The sequence below is a fragment of the Streptomyces soli genome (genome assembly GCF_003999195.1).
Classification (GTDB): Bacteria; Actinomycetota; Actinomycetes; order Streptomycetales; family Streptomycetaceae; genus Actinacidiphila; species Actinacidiphila soli.
This window is the reverse complement of sequence record NZ_RJVR01000292.1, coordinates 65,056-82,942: the sequence shown is the minus strand read 5'-3', so window position 1 is coordinate 82,942 and position 17,887 is coordinate 65,056. Positions and strand designations below refer to the sequence as shown.

The window sequence follows — 17,887 nt, the reverse complement described above, 5'->3', positions numbered from 1 at the left end:
TTTCGGCAACGCGGGAAGCGTGCGTGCCTGGGGGCACCTCCCAGCCGCCAGGCTGGGGGAGGCGTGGCCGCCCGATCAGAGGTCATCCGACAGGCTCTCAGGCGATCCCGAAAGGGCCGCACAGGCTTGCGGCGATCAGCTCATCTGGCGGCGGACCAGTTCGTGCAGTCGGCCGCTCTGGTCGGCGAGCAGATCTGCCGGTCGGCCCTGCTGGACGACCCGGCCCTCGGACATGACGATCACCCGGTCGGCGTCCATCACCGTGGAGAGCCGATGGGCGATGACGACGCGGCTGGCGCGCAGGGCCCGGGTGCTCTCGATCACGATGCGCTGGGTCTCGTTGTCCAGGGCGCTGGTGGCCTCGTCGAAGAAGAGGATGCGCGGGCGTCGGATGAGGGCCTGGGCGATCATCAGGCGCTGGCGTTGGCCGCCGGAAATGGTAGCGCCGCCGGAGATCATGGTGTGCAGGCCCATCGGCATGCGCTTGATGTCCTCGGCGAGACCCGCCATCGCGGCGGCCTCCCATGCCTCGTCCTGGGTGAAGGTCTCGGTGCCGCAGATGCAGTCCAGGATGGAACCGGTGAAGGGCTGGGCGTTCTGCAGGACGACGCCGCACTGGCGGCGGACCGCTGCCTGGTCGAGGGCGGCCAGGTCCTGGCCGTCGTAGAGGACGCTGCCCGCCGACGGCTTGTCGAAGCCGATGAGGAGGCGGAGCAGGGTGGACTTGCCGCAGCCGCTGGGGCCGACGATCGCCACGAACTCGCCGGGCCGGACCTCCAGTGACACGTCGTCGAGGACCAGGGGGCCGTCGTCGGTGTAGCGGAAGGACAGCTTTCGGGCCTCGATGCCACCGGACAGCGCGCCGGGCTGGGTGCTGCTGCCGCGGACCTCGGGTGCCTCGTCGAGCACCGGCTTGATGTGCTCGTACATCGGCAGTGCGGCGACCGCGGAGACGAGTGCGCCGGTGAGCTGGGTGACCGAGGTCAGCAGCATGGTGACGGCGGTGCTGAAGGTGAGGAAGGCGCTGGCCGACAGGGAGCCGCGGGCCGGGCCGGCCAGCAGCATGAACATGACGAGCGAACAGAGTGGCAGATAGACCGCGTTGAGGACGGCGGTGAGGTTCTTGATCCGGCCGGTGCGCTGCTGGAGTTCGCGGCTGCGGGCGAACTCCCGTGCCCAGGCGGCGTACGCGAAGCTCTCGGCGGCGGCGACGCGCAGCTTGGGGAGTCCGCGCAGGGTCTGGAAGGCCTGGTTGTTGAGCTTGTTGCCGAGCTCGACCAGGCGGCGCTGCCAGCGCACCTGCCACAGGCCCATCGCCAGGAAGACGGCGGCGATGACGACCAGCATGGCGATGGCGGCCAGCGCCAGCGGCACACTGTAGAGGAGCAGCAGTACGAGGTTCATGGCGCCGACCGTGACCGACTGGACGGCGACCGGGCCGACCCCGGTGAGCACCCGGCGGATTGCGCTCACGCCCATGGCCGCGCTGGCCAGTTCACCGGTGGACCGTTCGGCGAAGAAGGCGGTCGGCAAGCGCAACAGCCGGTCCCAGACGGCGGGTTGCAGGGTGGCCTCGATACGGCCTTCCATCCGCAGGATGGTGAGGCTCTGCAGCAGCATGAAGGCGGCCGAGACGACGCTGGTGACGATGATGGCCAGCGAGAACTGGACGATGAGCCCGGTCTCGGCGTCCGGCACATAGGTGCCGAGCACCTGGCCGGTCGCGATCGGCACCAGCGCGCCGAGCCCGACCGTGACGAGACCGCTCAGGATCAGGTTGCGCAGGTCCGCCCGGGTGCCGCGCAGGCTGAAGCGCAGCAGCCGCAGCGGGCTGAGCGGCTTGTCCGGCAGCGGGCGGTAGAACATGACGGCGCGCTCCGCGAACTCATCCGCGTTGTCCGCGGTGACGCGGATCCGGCTGCCGCTCAACGGGTTGACCGCCTCGTACCCGCCGCGCCGCCACAGCAGGGCGACCCGGACCCCGGTGGCGGCCCGGTGGCCGACCAGGGGACCGGTGTTCTCCCGCCACCAGCGGCCGTCGAGCCGGACCGGCCGGGTGCGGACGCGCGAGGTGACCGCGATGCGGTCGACCGCGTCCATCCGGTCGCTCTCCGCGCCGCTCTCCGAGGGCGGGGTGAGGGTGATCCCGGTGGCCTGCGCGACGAGCTTGCAGACCGCGTACGTGGTGTCGTCGGAGGTCCCGGCCGTACGGGAGGGCGCCTTCCTGGACTTGGCGATGGAGTCCAGCAGTGCCTGGTCGGCCTGTTCGCGCACGGCCTGGCCCGCCTTGATGCCGGCCGCCGTACGGTCCTCGTGGGCGCGCTCCAGGCGTTCGATCCAGCGGTCCAGGGTGGACAGCAGCCGGTGCTGCTGGTTGACCATGCCCTGCCACATCGAGCCGTCGACGAGCAGGTCACCGGCGGCCTCCGCGGAGTACGCCGCGCCGTACTGCACGCTGCCCGGCAGCACCGGCAGCCACAGGATGTCGTCGTCGGCGACGGCTTCGTCGGCAGTCGTACGGCCATCCAGCGGGGCCTCGTACAGAACGCGCTGGCTACGTCCGACGCCCAGCGCGAAGGCCTGCTCCAGCAGGCTGAGGGCCTGGCCCTGGTCGGTGTCGAACTGGTTGCCGTAGGTCCAGGGCTCGGTGTACTCGGCCCGGTACAGTTCGCGCAGCTGGATCCGGCGCAGCCAGCAGTTCTGCAACGGCCGCCCGACCAGGGTGTGCTGCGGCCCCTCGACCGGGCCGAGGAGCAGGGTGCCGGGTTCGAGGCGGCCGAGGAAGTGCCAGTGGCCCTGCTGGGCCGCGTCGACCGCGAACAGGTCGATGGCGCCGGCCACCACCAGCCACAGGACGTGCGGGCCCTCCAGGTTGATGCTGCGCAGGCCTGTGCAGTCGACGGGGGTGCCGAGGCCGCCGAGAGCGGCGGTCACCGGGTCGTCGACGGCGGAGGAGTGCTGAACGGGGATCACGTCAGTGCTCCTTGACCAGTTCGGCGTACGCGCCCCCGGCGGCGACCAGCTCTTCGTGGCGGCCGCGCTCCACGACCGACCCGTGGTCGAGCACCACGATCTCGTCGCTGTCGCGCACGGTGCTGAGCCGGTGGGCGATCACCACGCAGGCGCAGCCGCGCCGCCGCAGGTTGTCGATGATGATCTGCTCGGTCTCCGCGTCCAGGGCGCTGGTCACCTCGTCGAGGACCAGGATGCTGGGCCGGCGGACCAGTGCCCGGGCGATCTCCAGCCGCTGCCGCTGCCCGCCGGAGAAGTTGCGGCCGTCCTGCTCGACCCGGCTGTGGATGCCGCCGGGGCGGCGGGTGATGACGTCGTACAGGGCCGCGTCCTGCAGGGCGGTGACCACGGCCTCGTCGGGGATGGAGGGGTCCCACAGCGCCACGTTGTCGCGCACGGTGCCCTCGAAGAGGAAGACGTCCTGGTCGACGAAGGAGACGGAGGCGGCCATGGCACTGCGGGAGATCTCGTCGAGGCGTGTCCCGTCGATGCGGATGACGCCCTCCCAGGGGCTGTAGAGGCCGGATATCAGGCGGGAGACCGTCGACTTGCCGCTGCCGGAGCCGCCGACCAGCGCGACCTGCTGCCCGGGCGCGACGGAGAGCGAGAAGCCGGAGAGCAGCGGCTTGTCGAGCGGGCTGTAGCCGAAGGTGACGTTCTCCAGCGTGACGTGCCCCTTGAGGCGGCGGGTGCTCGCCTCCGGCTCGGGGCGCGAGTAGAGGGAGTCCACCGGGAAGCTCTCGACGTCCTTCAGCCGGGCCACGTCGGCGGCGAAGTCCTGGATGCGGCCCGCGACTCCGTTCAGCCGGGTGACGGGCGCCGTGAAGCGGGTGACCAGGGCCTGGAAGGCGACCAGCAGACCGATCGAGATATGGCCCTCCACCGCCCGCAGCCCGCCGATCCAGAGGATGAGCGCGCTGTTGAGGACCGCCAGGGTCGGCGCGACGACCGACAGCCAGGCGCTCGGCACCCCGAGGCGCTGCTGCTCCTCCAGGGTGGCGGCGTGCTGCCCGGCCCAGCGGCGGAAGTACCCGTTCTCGCCTCCGGTGGCCTTCATGGTCTCGATCAGCTGGAGGCCGGTGTACGAGGTGTTGGTCAGCCGCGCGGTGTCGGCCCGCAGCTTCTGGGTGCGGGTGGCCCGCAGCCGTATCACCACCCGCATCGCCACCACGTTGAGCAGCGCGATCCCGACGCCGAGGACGGTGAGTTGGGGGTCGTACGTCCACAGCAGGACGGCGTAGAGGACGACCACGACCCCGTCGACGGCGGCGGACGCCAGGTCGCGGGCCAGGGTCTCGGCGACCGCGTCGTTGGACTGGAGGCGCTGGACGAGGTCGGCGGGGCTGCGCTGGGTGAAGAAGGTGACCGGCAGCCGCAGCAGATGGTGCAGGAAGCGGGCGCTGCTGAGGGTGGAGGAGATGATGCGGCCGCGCAGCAGATTCGCCTGCTGGAGAGCGGTCAGTACAGCGGTGAGCACCACCATGGTCGCCATCGAGGCGAACAGGACGCCGAGCAGCGAACTCTGCTCGCCGATCAGGAACATGTCGATGTACGTACGGCTGAGCGCGGGCAGCGCCGCACCGACCGCGACCAGCAGGAGGCTGGCCACCAGTGCGGCCAGCATGGTGCCGGTGGTGCCGCGCAGCCGCGCCGGCATCGCGCGCAGGATCCCGGGCCTGCGGCCGCCCTTGTGGAAGTCGGCGCCGGGTTCGAAGGTCAGGACGACCCCGGTGAAGCTGGTGTCGAAGTCCTCGGCCGGCACGAAGCGGCGGCCCTTGTCGGGGTCGTTGATCTGTACGCCGCGGCGGCCGAGGCGGCGTGCCATGCCGTCGTAGACGACGTAGTGGTTGAACTCCCAGAACAGGATCGCCGGGGCGCGCACTTCGGCCAGCGCCGCCGTCTCCATCTGCATGCCCTTGGCCCGGAGGCCGTAACTGCGAGCCGCCTTGAGGAGGTTGCTGGCCCGGGAGCCGTCGCGGGAGACGCCGCAGGCGATGCGCAGTTCCTCCAGCGGCACATGGCGACCGTAGTGTCCGAGCACCATCGCGAGCGAGGCCGCGCCGCACTCCAGGGCCTCCATCTGGAGCACCGTGGGCGTGCGTACGGTCTTCTGCCTGCGCCCCTTCGGCTTCGGCTGGGCGCGTCGTCCGCGGTCCGGGCTGTGCTTGCGGCGGCCCGCCGGCGGCAACTGCTGCTGTCTGTGCTGGGGCGGTGCGGTCACGGGAGCAGCCAATCGATCGGACGCTGGGCGGCCAGGTGGACGGCGCCGCTGGTCAGGGTCATGGAGTCGATCCCGTACGGCGGTCCGGAGGACGAGGACCACCGGTAGCCCGACTTGGTGGCGGCCGACGTGTCCAGCCGTACCAGGACCGCCACCGGCCGGCTCTTCCCGAATTCCTCGGCCAGTTGGCTGTCGCCCAGGAAGGCGGCGATCTGCTGCGCCGACTCGGAGGTGCGGCCGACGGACTTCACATGGCCGCGCAGAACTCCGTACCGGTCCTTCGGCACCGACTCGACCGTGAGGTCCACGGAGGCGCCCACCGGTACCGACGAGGCGCTGCCGGCCGGCACGTACAGGGTCGCCACGAGTTGGTCGTCGGCCCGGGCGACGCGCTCCACGGCGGCCACGTTCGCCCCCGTGGTGACGACGGTGCCGATCGTGGCGACCAGCGCGGTCACGCGGCCCGCGGCCAGGGTGCGCACGACGCTGTCCCCCTGCTGGGTACGGACCTTCAGCAGCGGCGCGTTGGCGGCCAGCTGCTCACCCTCCTTGGCGAGGACCTGGACGACCTGTCCCGCGACCGGGCTTTGCAGGATGTAGCTGCCCTGCCCGTGGGTGAGAATTCCGGACGCGTTCAATTTTGACGAGACCGAGCCGGTCACGGCCCAGAAACTCGCGGCGGCCAGGACCACAATCGTGACGGACAGCACGAGCAGGCCCTGCGGCCGGGCGAAACGCACCGGCAGTTCGAGTTCCTCGGGCGACTGCAGCTTGGAAAGTGCCTTTTGGCGAAACTGCACGGAACTCTTCCCTCACAACTGCATTCGTCGCTATACGGACACAACGCCGCAACGGCGCCCGTGAGCCCCGGAACGGAAGGTTCCGGGGCTCACGGGGTGAATCCGTCTCAGAGGCCGGAGATGAGGCCGGTCGCGACCGAGGTGTTGACGCCGGTCAGGCCCTCAACGGTGCCGACGACGCCACCGAGGGTGCTGGAGACCGGGGCGATGGAGTCGAGGGTGCCGGTCGCGGTGCTGACGAGACCGCCGATGAGACCGCCGGAGACGTTGTCCAGGTCGGCGTCGGAGATCTCGCGGGTCTCAACCTGGGGGGTGACGTTCATGATGGGGCTTCCCTTCAAGTGGATACTTCTCAAAGTGGCGAACAGTTTTTCGAAGAAGTCCCGCCGCCGGACAGGATCAAAGCATGTCGTCAGGTCGTACGACCAATGACGGACGGGCCGTTCGAATAGCATTCGGATTCATGACTTCACGGGTGTGTCGGCCCGTCCACGACTTGGTGCCAACATCCGCACATGAGCTGATCGCGTCCACCTCAGCGAATTGGGCACTCCGCCTCAAAGGCCCCGCACAGAGGGCGTTCGACCGACCTCCCGTCAGCACTCATATGGCGTCGGCGTGCACAGTGTGAGGATTTACTGAAGATAGTGCGCCCGGTTACCGGTCGGTCGGGAGAGGCGTTCGCATGAGGAGGCCCGGAGTCCGGCGCCGGCGACGCTCGGCTCGCATCCGGCCCCCGCCAGCGGGGGCCGGATCGCCGGGTCATGGTGCTGCTGCTCGCCTGCTGGACGACCGCGGTGCTCATCGTCTGACCCCGCAGGGCCGGTTCACAGGCGTAGCCGGTACGGCAGCATGCAGACCGCGACGTCGGTGCGCGCCCGCAGGACGGTGGCCAGGAGGATGCCGCGCTGGTTCTGGAGGATCTGGTAGCGGCGGTGCCTCGGCTCGACCTCGGGGATGAGCACGGCGACCTGCCGTCCGTCGCTAGCCGCATGCCGGACGTACTCGACGATGGGCTCCACCAGCGACCGGTGCGGGCTGTCGAGGATTTCCAGCCGCACCCCGGGATTCCAGCGGTCCCAACTTTCCCGCAGCACCTGTACCCTGGCGGGATCGGCGTGAACGGCGACCGCGACCACCTCATCGCCGAGAGCGAGGGCGGCGGTCAGCGCGTGCTGGGCGAGCTTGCTGACCTCGCCCACGGGCACGATCACCAGGCTGGTGGTGCGCTGCGGCGGGGGCGGGATCCGGCCGAGGCCGAGTTCGGCGCCGACCGCGTCGTAGTAGCGCTGGATCCGGGCGAAGAGCAGCATCAGCAGCGGTACCGCCACGACGACCACCCAGGCGCCCTCGAGGAACTTGGTGGTGAGCAGGACCAGGCCGGCCAGGGCGGTGAGCAGGGCGCCGATGCCGTTGATCAGCGCCCGGCGCAGCCAGCCGGGCGGCCGCTCGGTGGCCCAGTGCCGCACCAGGCCGACCTGGCTGATGGTGAAGCCGATGAAGACGCCGATGGCGAAGAGCGGGATCAGCCGATGGGTGTCGGCGTTCGCGGCGACGAGCAGCACGGCCGCGAGCAGGGCCAGGGCCAGGACGCCGTACCGGTAGACCGGACGCTCGGCGCGCAGCCCGAACAGGTGGGGCAGCCGGTGGTCGCGGGCCAGCAGGCTCATCAGGACCGGCAGGCCGCCGAAGCTGGTGTTGGCGGCGAACAGCAGGACGAGGGTGACGACGATGTTGGTCGCGTAGTAGGCCCATCCGGTTCCGTACGCCCCGGCGGTGAGCTGGGCGAGGACCGTGACGCCGCCGCGCGGAGCCACGTGGTCGCGGCGGATCAGGATCGCGAGACCGATCAGCATCACCCCGAGAAGCGCGCCGAGCATCAGCTCGGTGCGCTGGGCCCGCTTGACCCGTGGCGTGCGGAAAGACGGTACGGCGTTCGCGATGGCCTCCACCCCGGTCAGGGCGGAGCAGCCGGAGGAGAACGCCTTCAGGAGCAGCAGGACGCTCAGCGCCTCCGTGGCGTGGACGGGCACCGGGGTACCGACGACGGCTGCGGGGTGCGAGCGGATGAGCCCCACGACGATGATGCCGAGCATGCTCCCGATGAACAGCACGGTGGGCAGCATCAGCGCCCTCGCGCTCTCGGCGATGCCCCGCAGATTCACCGCCGTGAGCAGGGCGAGCCCCACCAGGCAGACGGCGAGCAGGTGCGTACTGAGGGCGGGGAAGGCCGAAGCCAGGCTGGCGGCACCGGCGGCCAGGCTCACCGCGACGGTGAGGACGTAGTCGACGACCAGACTCGCCGCCGCCAGCAGGCTCGGCCAGGGCCCGAGGTCCTTCTTGGCCACCGCGTACGCGCCGCCGCCGTCCGGGTGCACGGCGATCACCTGGCCGTACGAAACAACCAGCACCGCGAGCAGAGCCGAGATGACCAGCGTGATCGGCAGCGTCGCCGACAGCGCCCCGCTCCCGGCGGCGACCAGGACGAGCACGATCGCCTCGGGGCCGTACGCGACCGAGCTGAGCGCGTCCAACGACAGCGCGGCCAGCCCCTCCAGACTGGTCAGGTGGTTCTTGTCGCCCTCCCCGGGACGGAGCGGAACCTTCGGTCGCAATTCGCGGCGTGCCAGGCCGAACGCCATGGATACCTCACGGAACAGTGTGCGTCTGAGCTCTTTCGGGACACTCTGCCCGGCAGCGGGGGCCCCGGGCGTCAAGGCCACGCCAAGGGTTGGCGCCGAGGCGTCAGAGACCCGTCAAATATCCCGGATGCGGGCGGGTGCCCGTTTCTACCCTGGGCCTCCGGCTCTGACGTCCTGCGGCGCCTGGCCGAGCGCATCGACGGCTCCGAGGCCCGAGCGGTCCTCCGGGCCTCGGAGCTGACGTAAGGCCGATAGCCACGGTGGGGTCAGCAGCAGCCGGAGGTGGCGTCAGCGGTTTCGGGTGAAGCCGCGCAGCCGGTGCCGTCTTGCTGCCGGGTGAGGGTGTCGGCGTCGGCCTTGACGACATAGACCTCCCAGGGCTCCTGGCCGGGCGCGTGCACCCAGACCTTGTCCTGGAGGGCGTAGCAGCACGTGGTGTCCGCCTCCTCGGTCGTGGGCAGGCCGGAGGCAGCGAGCCGGCGGGTGGCGTCGGTGACGGCGGTGGCGGAGTCGACTTCGATGCCGAGGTGATCCATGCGGGTGTCCTCGGTGGCTTCGCCCTGGAGGAGGACGAGCTTGAGCGGGGGCTCGGCGATGGCGAAGTTGGCGTAGCCGTCGCGGAGTTTGGCGGGCGGGGTGCCGAACAGCTTCGTGTAGAAGGCGATGGATGCCTCGAGGTCGGGGACGCGGAGAGCGAGCTGTACGCGGGACATGGCGGGCCTCCTGATGGGCGGGGTGTGGGTTCAGCAGCCGCCGGGCGTGGTCGGGGCGCCGGTGCCGATCTGCACGGTGGCCGGGGCGGCGCAGCAGCTGCTGCTGTCGGTGCCCTGGGCGGAGGTGGGGTCGTCGAAGAGACCGGCGCCGCCGCAGACGCCGGTTCCGGGGAGGGTGAGTTCGACGCGGGTGGCGGCGGCGTGGTCGCCGGCGAGGGAGGCGGCGATGGAGCGGACCTGCTCGTAGCCGGTGAGGGCGAGGAAGGTGGGGGCGCGGCCGTAGGACTTCATGCCGACGAGGTAGACGTCCTGCTCGGGGTGGGCGAGTTCCTTGACGCCGTGGGGGTAGACGGTGCCGCAGGAGTGGACGTTGGGGTCGATGAGCGGGGCCAGCTCCACCGGGGCCTGGAGGCGTTCGTCGAGGGTGAGGCGGAGTTCGGCGACGAGGGACAGGTCGGGGCGGAAGCCGGTGAGGACGATGGCCTCGTCCAGCGGTTCGGTGCGGCGGCCGTCCTCGGCGACGAGAGTCAGCCGCTCGCCGTCGTTCTCGACCGCCGCGGTACGGAAACCGGTGACCGCGCTCGCCTGGCCGGCCTCGACGGCGGCCTTGGCCCGCAGGCCCAGCGCTCCCCGCGCGGGGAGTTGGTCGGCCTCGCCGCCGCCGAAGGTGCTGGTACCGATGGTCCGGCGCAGGATCCACACCGCGTGCGTACCCGGGGCGTCCTCGGCGAGGCCGGCGAGCTGGGCCAGGGCGGTGAAGGCGGAGGCCCCGGAGCCGACGACGGCGGTGCGCTTGCCTGCGTAACGGGCGCGGGCGGCCGGGTCGTTGAGGTCGGGGACGCGGTAGGCGATGCGGTCGGCGGCCGCGCGCTCACCAAGGGCGGGCAGGCCGTCGCCGCCCAGCGGACTCGGGGTGGTCCAAGTGCCGGAGGCGTCGATGACGGCGCGGGCGGTGACGCGCTCTTCGGTGCCGTCGGCGGTGGTGAGGTGGACGGTGAAGGGCTGCTCCTCGCGGCCGGAGTCGACCACGCGGTCGCGCCCGGCGCGGGCCACACCGGTCACCCGGGCCCCGTACCGTACGCGGTCGCCGAGGGCGGCGGCGAGCGGCTGCAGGTAGCGGTCGGCCCAGTCGGCGCCGGTCGGGTAGGCGGCGGCGGGGCGGACCCAGCCGGTGGGGGCGAGCAGCTTCTCTGCGGCGGGGTCGATCAGTTCGGCCCAGGTGGAGAACAGTCGTACGTGTCCCCACTCCCGCACCGCCGCACCGGCGCCCGGGCCGGCCTCCAGAACCAGCGCTTCCAGGCCCCGGTCCAGCAGATGGGCTGCGGCGGCCAGGCCGATCGGGCCGGCACCGATGACGACGACGGGGAGGGCGGTGGTGGTCGAGCTGGTCACGTCGACTCCTTGCTTCGATGTTTGTCGATGTAATGGAGCCTGGCACTTTGCATCGATGGATGTCAACATAGACACATGTCGAATCTGAAGACTGTCGAGCTGCCGCCCCTGGACGCCGTCGCGCCGTGCTGCCCGCCGCTGACCTCGGCAGCCCTGTCGGAGGAGGACTCCATCCGGATGGCGGCGATGTTCAAGGCCCTCGGCGACCCGGTTCGACTGCGTCTCTTCTCGCGCGTCGCCTCACACCCGGACGGCGAGGCGTGCGTCTGCGACATCTCCGACGTGGGCGTCTCGCAGCCCACCGTCAGCCATCACCTGAAGAAGCTGCGCGACGTCGGCCTGCTCGACTCCGAGCGCCGCGGGACCTGGGTCTACTACCGTGTCGCGCCCGGCGTGCTCGCCGCCATGGCCGGACTGCTCGCGGGCGTCGACGGCTGAGGGTCCACCGCCCCGCGCCCGAAGACGACCGCGACCAGGGCCAGGCCCAGGACGCCGCCGACCAACTGGACGCCGACAAAGCCGGGTACCGAGCCCGGGGCGATGCCGGCGAAGGTGTCGGAGAAGGCCCGGCCGATGGTCACCGCCGGGTTGGCGAAGGACGTGGAAGAGGTGAACCAGTAGGCCGCGCCGATGTACGAGGCAACGGCGACCGGCGCGAAGCGCAGGCTGTCGGTGCGGGCAAGCCCGAAGATCAGCAGGACCAGGCCGGCCGTCGCCACGACCTCGCCCAGCAGCAGGTGTCCGGCCGAGCGGTCGTGCGTGGACCACCTCACCAGTGGCTCCGCGAACATGGCGTCGGCCAGGATCGCCCCGCCGATCGCCCCGCCCACCTGGGCCGGGACGTACGCGGCCACCTCGCGCGAAGTGACTCCGGCACCGCCGCGCCGGGCCGTCCACCACTCCGCCAGGGTCACGACGGGGTTGAAGTGCGCGCCGGAGACCGGGCCGAGCAGCGCGATGAGCACGCCGAGGCCGAAGACGGTGGCGAGGGAGTTGGCCAGCAGCTGTACGCCGACGTCCGTGCTGAGCTCGGTGGCCTGGATGCCGGAGCCGATGACGACGGCGACCAGCGCCGCGGTACCGACGAACTCGGCGGCGGCCCGGCGGGTGAGCGGCGCGCGCTGGGGACTGGTGGCGGTCAACAGGACTCCTCGGTGCGGATCACGGGCAGGCGCGTCTGGTGTTGTTCTCGGCGGTGGCGCGAGCGGTGACGGCCAGCTCGGCGAAGGATGCCGCCAGTGTGTCGATGACGTCGGGCATCAGCCGGTAGTACGTGAACCGGCCGCAGGGCTCCGTCTCCACGACCCCGGCCTCTCTCAGCACCCGCAGGTGGTTGGAGAGGTTGGTCTGCTTCGCGCCCGTCTCCTCCACGAGATGCGTGGTGCACAGGGTCTCGCGGGCGAGCAGGGTCACGATCCGGAGCCTGAGAGGGTCGGCCAGTACCCGGATCAGGTCAGTGTCGGCTGACGTCATCATGGGCTGATACTGTCACATCAGTCGGAGCTGACGCGAGTTCGGCTCCTTCCGTCACGAGACATAGCGAGACAAGAGAGACCTCCATGTCCGACAAGCCGTCCGTGCTCTTCGTCTGCGTCCACAACGCCGGCCGCTCCCAGATGGCCGCCGCCTGGCTGACCCACCTGGCGGGAGACCGCGTCGAGGTCCGCTCCGCCGGCTCGGACCCTGCCGACACGGTCAACCCAGCGGCCGTCGAGGCGATGAAGGAGGTCGGCATCGACATGTCGGCCGAGACCCCCAAGGTCCTCACGGTCGAGGCCGTTCAGGCGTCCGACGTCTGCATCACCATGGGCTGCGGCGACACCTGCCCGGTCTTCCCCGGTAAGCGCTACCTGGACTGGACGCTGGACGACCCGGCCGGCCAGGGCGTCGAGGCCGTACGGCCCATCCGGGACGAGATCAAGGCGCGCATCGAGGCCCTGATCGCCGAGATCGCCCCGGCGTCCGCGTCATGACGGCGGAAGAAGCAGGCGACGTACGCGAGGTCATCGTCATCGGGTCCGGCCCGGCCGGTTAAACCGCCGCGCTCTACAGTGCCCGCGCCGCGCTGGAGCCGCTGGTCTTCGAGGGCTCGGTCACCGCCGGCGGCGCGCTGATGCAGACCACCGAGGTGGAGAACTTCCCGGCTTCCCGGCGGCATCATGGGCCCCGACCTCATGGAGAACATGCGGGCCCAAGCGGAGCGCTTCGGCTCCGAGGTTGATCCCGGACGACGTGATCGCGGTCGACCTGGACGGTGACACCAAGTCCGTCACCGACTCCGAAGGCACCCTCCACCGCGCGAAGGCGATCATCGTCGCCAGCGGCTCCCGGCACCGCAAACTCAACCTCCCTTCTGCACGCCCAACCGGAAGGGGGTGTGCGGGATTTGGTTGAGAATTGGGTAAGCCGGCCCGGTGCCGGGGGAATCCAGGTGGGCCCGCCGGAGTTCGTAACTGATGTGAGAGGGTTTTATATCCCCTGGCTCGGGGTGCCGCTGGAGCACGGCCCCTGGGTCGCGGCCGCGGCGTCGCTGGCCGTCACTCCGGGGGCATTGTGGTTGTTGGCTCTGGTGCTGGAGCGGCGGCTGATGGGGGCGCGCAGCGGGTTCGTCGCGGTCGTGCTCGGCGATCCGTTGCTGGCCGCGGCGGTCGCACTCGGCGTCCAGCGCATGCACGGGACGGCGCCGACCGGGGCGGCGGGTCCGTGGTTCGGGCTGGCCTCGCTCATCGGATGGTTCGGGTTCGGCCTGTTTCAGTGGCGTGGCGAGCTGCGGGCCGGATTCTTCACCCGCGAGCAGGCGATCGCCCCGACCAAGATCTGGCATCAGCTGGTCGTCTACCCGCTGCTGGGTTACTGGTTGTGGACCGCGGGAGTCGGCGGCCTGATCGCGCCGGGATCCACGCCGGCCGACGTCGTGGGCCGCGTCCTGATCGTCGCCTGCGTGGGGGTCTGGGTGGTCAGCAACGGTTACGACCGTCTGCGCCCCAAGCTCGGTCATCCGCCGTACGACTGGCGCCGGCTCCGGCCGTACGGACAGCCGTGGCCGGGCGCCTCCGTGACCTTGCGGGCGTACGAGCGGGATCAGAGCGTCGGACCCTGATCATCCCAGCTTCTGGGCGACCGATCCGGGAGGCCTGCCCGGCTGAGCGACGGCAGCCGGAACCGGGGGCTGTAAGCAGAGCCGGCGCCCCACACGGGGCGCCGGCTGCCGCTATGAACTGCTTACTGACTTAGAGGCCGCGCGAATAGGTGGGGCGGCGTCGCGTGCCGATGGGCGGCGCCTGGCGGCGTTGTCGTCGGTCGACGACGTCCCCAGCCCTGGCGGCTGGTGGGGGTCCTCCCCCTGGCTTCGCCGGTGGGGGTGCCCCCGGCGAAGCCAGGGGGAGCACCCCCACCGGACGGAGTCTGGGGGAGAGTGCCCCCACCGCCTTGCCAGACTTGCCCCTCGCCCCGCTCCATCACCCACCCCACCTATTCGCGCGGCCTCTTACGCACCCGGCCTTACGGGTACGAGGTGACCGTCGAGGGCGTGGTCGAGGTGCCCGAGGTGGCCGCGCCGGTGTCGTTGATGACGTGGTTGTACTGGCCTTGGCCGCCCAGGGAGACCACCAGGACGTCGTGCATCTTGATCCCGGACTTGACCGGGACCTCGAAGCCGTGGTCCATGACGATGGTCGGATCGACGTTGAAGTAGCAGTAGCTGCCGACCCCCCATGCTTCATGGGTGTTCACCGTGTCGTCGACCTTGTAGGCGGCGTATCCCTTGGTGTTGCCGTTCTGGATGGCCGCCTGGTTGGGCGCGTCGTAGGCGATCTCGTTCTGGAAGAAGATCGTCTTGCCGTTCTGGCCGCTCCACTCGACGTCGTACTTCTTGAAGTGCTCGACGAAGAGTCCGGTGGCCAGCACGTTGTTGCCCTTGACGACCAGGCCGTAGTCGGACGGGTTGGTGTTCCAGCCCACGCCGGTGCCGTGGTCGGCCCGCCAGAGCCAGGTGTGGTCGATGATCGTGTCGTTGCTGTTGATCTCCACGGCGGTGGTGGCGCTGCCTGCGCCGGCGCCGCCGATCCGGGCGAACACGTCCTGGACCGTGGTCGGGTCGGCCGAGTGGCTGGCGGACGAGCCGGCCGGGCCGACCTGCAGGAGCACCGGCGAGTTGACCGCACCGGCGTCGATGAGGAAGCCGGCCAGCTTGACGCCGTCCACGTCGGCGACCTTCATCGCCGTCACGCCGTTGTCCGGGACGATCGTCGCCAGGCCCAGGCCGAGGACGACCGTGTCGGCACGGGTGACGTTGATGGTCTGGTCGACGTGGTAGACGCCCGGGGTGAAGAGCAGGTTGAGGCCCTGGGCGAGCGCCGCGTTGATGGTCGCCGCGGTGGTTCCGGGCTTGACCACGTAGAACTGGCTGAGCGGAATCGAGCTGCCCGCCGTTGTACCGCTGGCCCACGAGGTGCCGCGGGCGTTGGTGCGCTTGGCCGGTACGAAGACCTTGTAGTCGCTGCCGTCCAGGTACAGGAACGGCTTCTCCCGCGAGACCGGGGTGGTGTCGAGGGTGGTGTACGGCGGGTTCGGGAAGCTCTGCGCGGGAGCGCCCTGGACGCCGGAGAAGACGTTGTTCCACACGCCGTTGGCGTTGCTGCCGATCGAGCTGTCACGGGTGTACCACTGCTGCTGCGAGTACGGGCTCACCGCGCCGTCGATCTGGCTGTCGGCGATGTAGCCGCCGCTGGCCCAGCCGTAGCCGGTCGGCGCCAGGTTCAGGCCGCCCTTGACGTGCATCCGGCGGAAGGGTGCCGCCTGGGCGACCGCCCACCGGTCGGTGCCGCTGACCGGGTTGAGCGTGAGGTTCTCCGCCGAACGCCAGAAGTTCTGCGTGGCGTTGCCGTTGAACCAGCCGGCGTCCACCGTCACGTCCCCGTTGAAGGTCGTGTCGTTGGGCGACAGACCCAGGCCCGAGATCGAGGTGTAGAAGCCGAGTTGGGCGTTGATGTTGTTGTAGGTGCCCGGCTTGAACAGGAACTGGTAGCGGCCGGTACCGAACTGGGCCGTCTCCTGCTGCGCGAAGACCGAGTCCAGCTTGGACTGGATGTCGGTCATGGACGGGTCGAAGACGATCACGTTGGAGCCGAGGTCGCCGCCGCCCGGGATGACCGTGCCGTCGCTGAGGGTGTGTACGCCGAACTCCCACAGTGAGTAACCGTACGCGGTGTGCCGCGCCGTGCCGTACAGGCGGATGTAGCGGCCCGTCCCGTTCACCGAGAGGGTCTCATTCCCGCCGGGCCCGGTGGTCGTCGAGTAGACCGTGGTCCAGGTCGAGGCGTTGGCCGAGACCTGGATCTGGTATGAACTTCCGTATGCTGCCTCCCAGTTGAGCACCACCTGGCAGATCGTCTGCGAACTGCCCAGGTCCACCTGGAGCCACTGCGGGTCGCTGAACGCGCTGGACCAGCGAGTGCCGGTGTTGCCGTCCACCGCGTTGGCGGCCACGAAACTGCTGTTCTCGGCCGAGGAGGCGGTGGCGGTCTTGCCCTGCGCGGCGTTGGCGGTGCCACAGGTGGCGGCCGCCGCCCTGGTGGCCCCCAGCGGCGCGACGAGCACGACGAGGAGGGCTACCAGGGCGGCCCAAAGGACCGTCGCTCTGAAGGGTGGGGGGGTGGTGCCGGATATGGGTCTCATCAGCTTCTCCTGTGCGGGGGGTGGAGGTGCTGTGCGGTTGGGTGTGTGCGGTGGTGCTCCTTACGCCGCGCGGCGTGCCCGGGCGCGGTGGGCTTGAATGAGATCGGCGTAACGGTGTCCGCTGCCCTTGATCGTGCGGCGCAGGGTTTCGTAGTCGACGTGGACCAGGCCGAAGCGCTTCTCGTAGCCGTACGCCCACTCGAAGTTGTCCAGCAGCGACCAGGCGAAGTAGCCCGCCAGCGGGGCGCCCTTGCGGAGCGCCCGCGCGCAGGCGGCCAGGTGCTCCTCCAGGAAGCGGGTCCGCTCGGGGTCGTCGACGGTCCCGTCGGCGCGTACGACATCCGGGTAGGCGGAGCCGTTCTCGGTGACGAAGATCCGCTGTACGCCGTACTCCTCGGTCAGCCGCATCAGCAGCGTCTCGAGGCCGTTCGGGTGGACCTCCCAGTCCATCCCGGTGTGACGGGCGCCGGCCGGGTCCACCTGGCGGGTGTTGGGCAGCGGTCCGATGGGGTCGTCGGCGACGACCGTACGGAAGTAGTAGTTGACCCCCAGCCAGTCCAGCGGCGTGGCGATCGTCGCCAGGTCGCCGGGCTTCTCGGGCAGGTCGACTCCGTACAGGTCCAGCATGTCCTGCGGGTAGCCGCGGCCGTGGATCGGGTCGAGCCACCAGCGGTTGTTGTGGCCGTCGGCGCGGACGGCGGCGGCGTGGTCCTCGGGGCTGTCGCTGGCCGGTTCGCAGGGGCTGAGGTTGTTGACAATGCCGACCTGGGCGTCCGGGACGGCCGCCCGAATCGCCTGGACGGCCAGGCCGTGGCCGAGGTGCAAGTGGTATGAGGCGCGTACGGCGGCGGTGATATCGGTGAGCCCCGGCGCCATCCGGCCCTCCAGATGGCCGATCCACGACGAGCACAGCGGCTCGTTGAGGGTGCACCAGTTCTGGATCCGGTCCCCGAGCCGCTCGGCGACGGTCCCCGCGTACGCGGCGAAGCGCTCGGCGGTCTCCCGCTCGGGCCAGCCGCCGCGGTCCTGGAGCACCTGCGGCAGGTCCCAGTGGTAGAGGGTGGGGAAGGGGGTGATGCCGGCGGCCAGCAGGCCGTCGGTGAGGCGGTCGTAGAAGTCCAGCCCGGCATCATTGACCTTGCCGTCGACGCCCGGCACCACCCGGGGCCAGGCGACGGAGAAGCGGTAGGCGTCCACGCCGAGCCGCTCCATGATGCCGATGTCCTCGCGCCAGCGGTGGTAGTGGTCGCAGGCGACGTCGCCGGTGTCGCCGCGGTGGACCATGCCCGGGGTGTGGGAGAAGGTGTCCCAGATGGACGGTGAGCGGCCGTCCTCCGCCACCGCCCCCTCGATCTGGTACGACGCGGTGGCCACGCCCCAGAGGAAGTCGGCGGGAAGACAGTCGAGCTCGTTCAGAGGCTCTGTCACGGG

Annotated in this window: 14 protein-coding genes and 1 pseudogene; 4 read left to right on the top strand and 11 right to left on the bottom strand. The window is 70.5% G+C overall.

Features of this window, described 5'->3' with window-relative positions:
* Positions 1-135: 135 nt before the first annotated feature.
* From EFK10_RS32420 to EFK10_RS32390, 7 genes are all read right to left on the bottom strand, one after another.
* Positions 136-2,973 (bottom strand): NHLP bacteriocin export ABC transporter permease/ATPase subunit, encoded by a 2,838-nt coding sequence (locus tag EFK10_RS32420; protein ID WP_127359214.1) that lies wholly within the window; start codon positions 2,971-2,973, stop codon positions 136-138.
* A gap of 1 nt (position 2,974) precedes the next feature.
* A complete protein-coding gene (locus EFK10_RS32415; protein ID WP_265737579.1) occupies positions 2,975-5,233 on the bottom strand; it encodes an NHLP family bacteriocin export ABC transporter peptidase/permease/ATPase subunit in 2,259 nt (752 codons plus the stop codon).
* On the bottom strand, positions 5,230-6,033 hold the full coding sequence (locus EFK10_RS32410) for an HlyD family efflux transporter periplasmic adaptor subunit (RefSeq protein WP_127359212.1): 804 nt from the start codon (positions 6,031-6,033) through the stop codon (positions 5,230-5,232). Before EFK10_RS32410 ends, EFK10_RS32415 begins: the two co-directional genes overlap by 4 nt.
* A gap of 107 nt (positions 6,034-6,140) precedes the next feature.
* Positions 6,141-6,356, bottom strand: a complete 216-nt coding sequence (locus EFK10_RS32405; protein WP_127359211.1) for a type A2 lantipeptide — start codon at positions 6,354-6,356, stop codon at positions 6,141-6,143.
* Between the two features lie 504 nt (positions 6,357-6,860).
* The gene (locus tag EFK10_RS32400) at positions 6,861-8,675 is read right to left on the bottom strand and encodes an APC family permease (RefSeq protein WP_127359210.1); all 1,815 of its coding nucleotides are present in this window, start codon (positions 8,673-8,675) and stop codon (positions 6,861-6,863) included.
* A 266-nt stretch (positions 8,676-8,941) separates the two neighbouring features.
* On the bottom strand, positions 8,942-9,388 hold the full coding sequence (locus tag EFK10_RS32395; protein WP_127359209.1) for an ArsI/CadI family heavy metal resistance metalloenzyme: 447 nt from the start codon (positions 9,386-9,388) through the stop codon (positions 8,942-8,944).
* A 30-nt stretch (positions 9,389-9,418) separates the two neighbouring features.
* On the bottom strand, positions 9,419-10,780 hold the full coding sequence (locus EFK10_RS32390; protein ID WP_127359208.1) for an FAD-dependent oxidoreductase: 1,362 nt from the start codon (positions 10,778-10,780) through the stop codon (positions 9,419-9,421).
* 75 nt (positions 10,781-10,855) lie between these two features.
* Here EFK10_RS32390 and EFK10_RS32385 point away from each other — a divergent pair, with 75 nt between their 5' ends.
* A complete protein-coding gene (locus EFK10_RS32385) occupies positions 10,856-11,218 on the top strand; it encodes an ArsR/SmtB family transcription factor (protein WP_127359207.1) in 363 nt (120 codons plus the stop codon).
* Here the strand turns inward: EFK10_RS32385 and EFK10_RS32380 are convergent.
* On the bottom strand, positions 11,155-11,922 hold the full coding sequence (locus tag EFK10_RS32380) for an aquaporin (protein WP_240677612.1): 768 nt from the start codon (positions 11,920-11,922) through the stop codon (positions 11,155-11,157). The genes EFK10_RS32385 and EFK10_RS32380 overlap by 64 nt on opposite strands.
* Positions 11,923-11,941: 19 nt before the next feature.
* Positions 11,942-12,256, bottom strand: a complete 315-nt coding sequence (locus EFK10_RS32375; protein WP_127359205.1) for an ArsR/SmtB family transcription factor — start codon at positions 12,254-12,256, stop codon at positions 11,942-11,944.
* Between the two features lie 83 nt (positions 12,257-12,339).
* On the opposite strand from EFK10_RS32375, the gene EFK10_RS32370 reads away from it, so the two are divergent.
* The 3 genes and pseudogenes from EFK10_RS32370 to EFK10_RS32360 all read left to right on the top strand — a co-directional run bounded on the left by EFK10_RS32370 (position 12,340) and on the right by EFK10_RS32360 (position 13,880).
* Complete coding sequence (locus tag EFK10_RS32370; RefSeq protein WP_127359204.1) at positions 12,340-12,753, top strand: arsenate reductase ArsC; 414 nt, start codon at positions 12,340-12,342, stop codon at positions 12,751-12,753.
* A pseudogene (locus tag EFK10_RS32365) lies at positions 12,750-13,168 on the top strand (NAD(P)/FAD-dependent oxidoreductase); the annotation flags it as partial. The gene EFK10_RS32370 and the pseudogene EFK10_RS32365, both read left to right, overlap by 4 nt.
* Before the next feature lie 70 nt (positions 13,169-13,238).
* Positions 13,239-13,880, top strand: a complete 642-nt coding sequence (locus EFK10_RS32360; protein ID WP_127359203.1) for a hypothetical protein — start codon at positions 13,239-13,241, stop codon at positions 13,878-13,880.
* A 401-nt stretch (positions 13,881-14,281) separates the two neighbouring features.
* Here the strand turns inward: EFK10_RS32360 and EFK10_RS32355 are convergent, their stop codons facing one another.
* Both EFK10_RS32355 and EFK10_RS32350 read right to left on the bottom strand, forming a co-directional pair.
* Positions 14,282-16,456, bottom strand: a complete 2,175-nt coding sequence (locus EFK10_RS32355) for a discoidin domain-containing protein (RefSeq protein ID WP_127359202.1) — start codon at positions 16,454-16,456, stop codon at positions 14,282-14,284.
* A gap of 60 nt (positions 16,457-16,516) precedes the next feature.
* The gene (locus EFK10_RS32350) at positions 16,517-17,884 is read right to left on the bottom strand and encodes a GH1 family beta-glucosidase (RefSeq protein ID WP_407647195.1); all 1,368 of its coding nucleotides are present in this window, start codon (positions 17,882-17,884) and stop codon (positions 16,517-16,519) included.
* Positions 17,885-17,887: the final 3 nt, after the last annotated feature.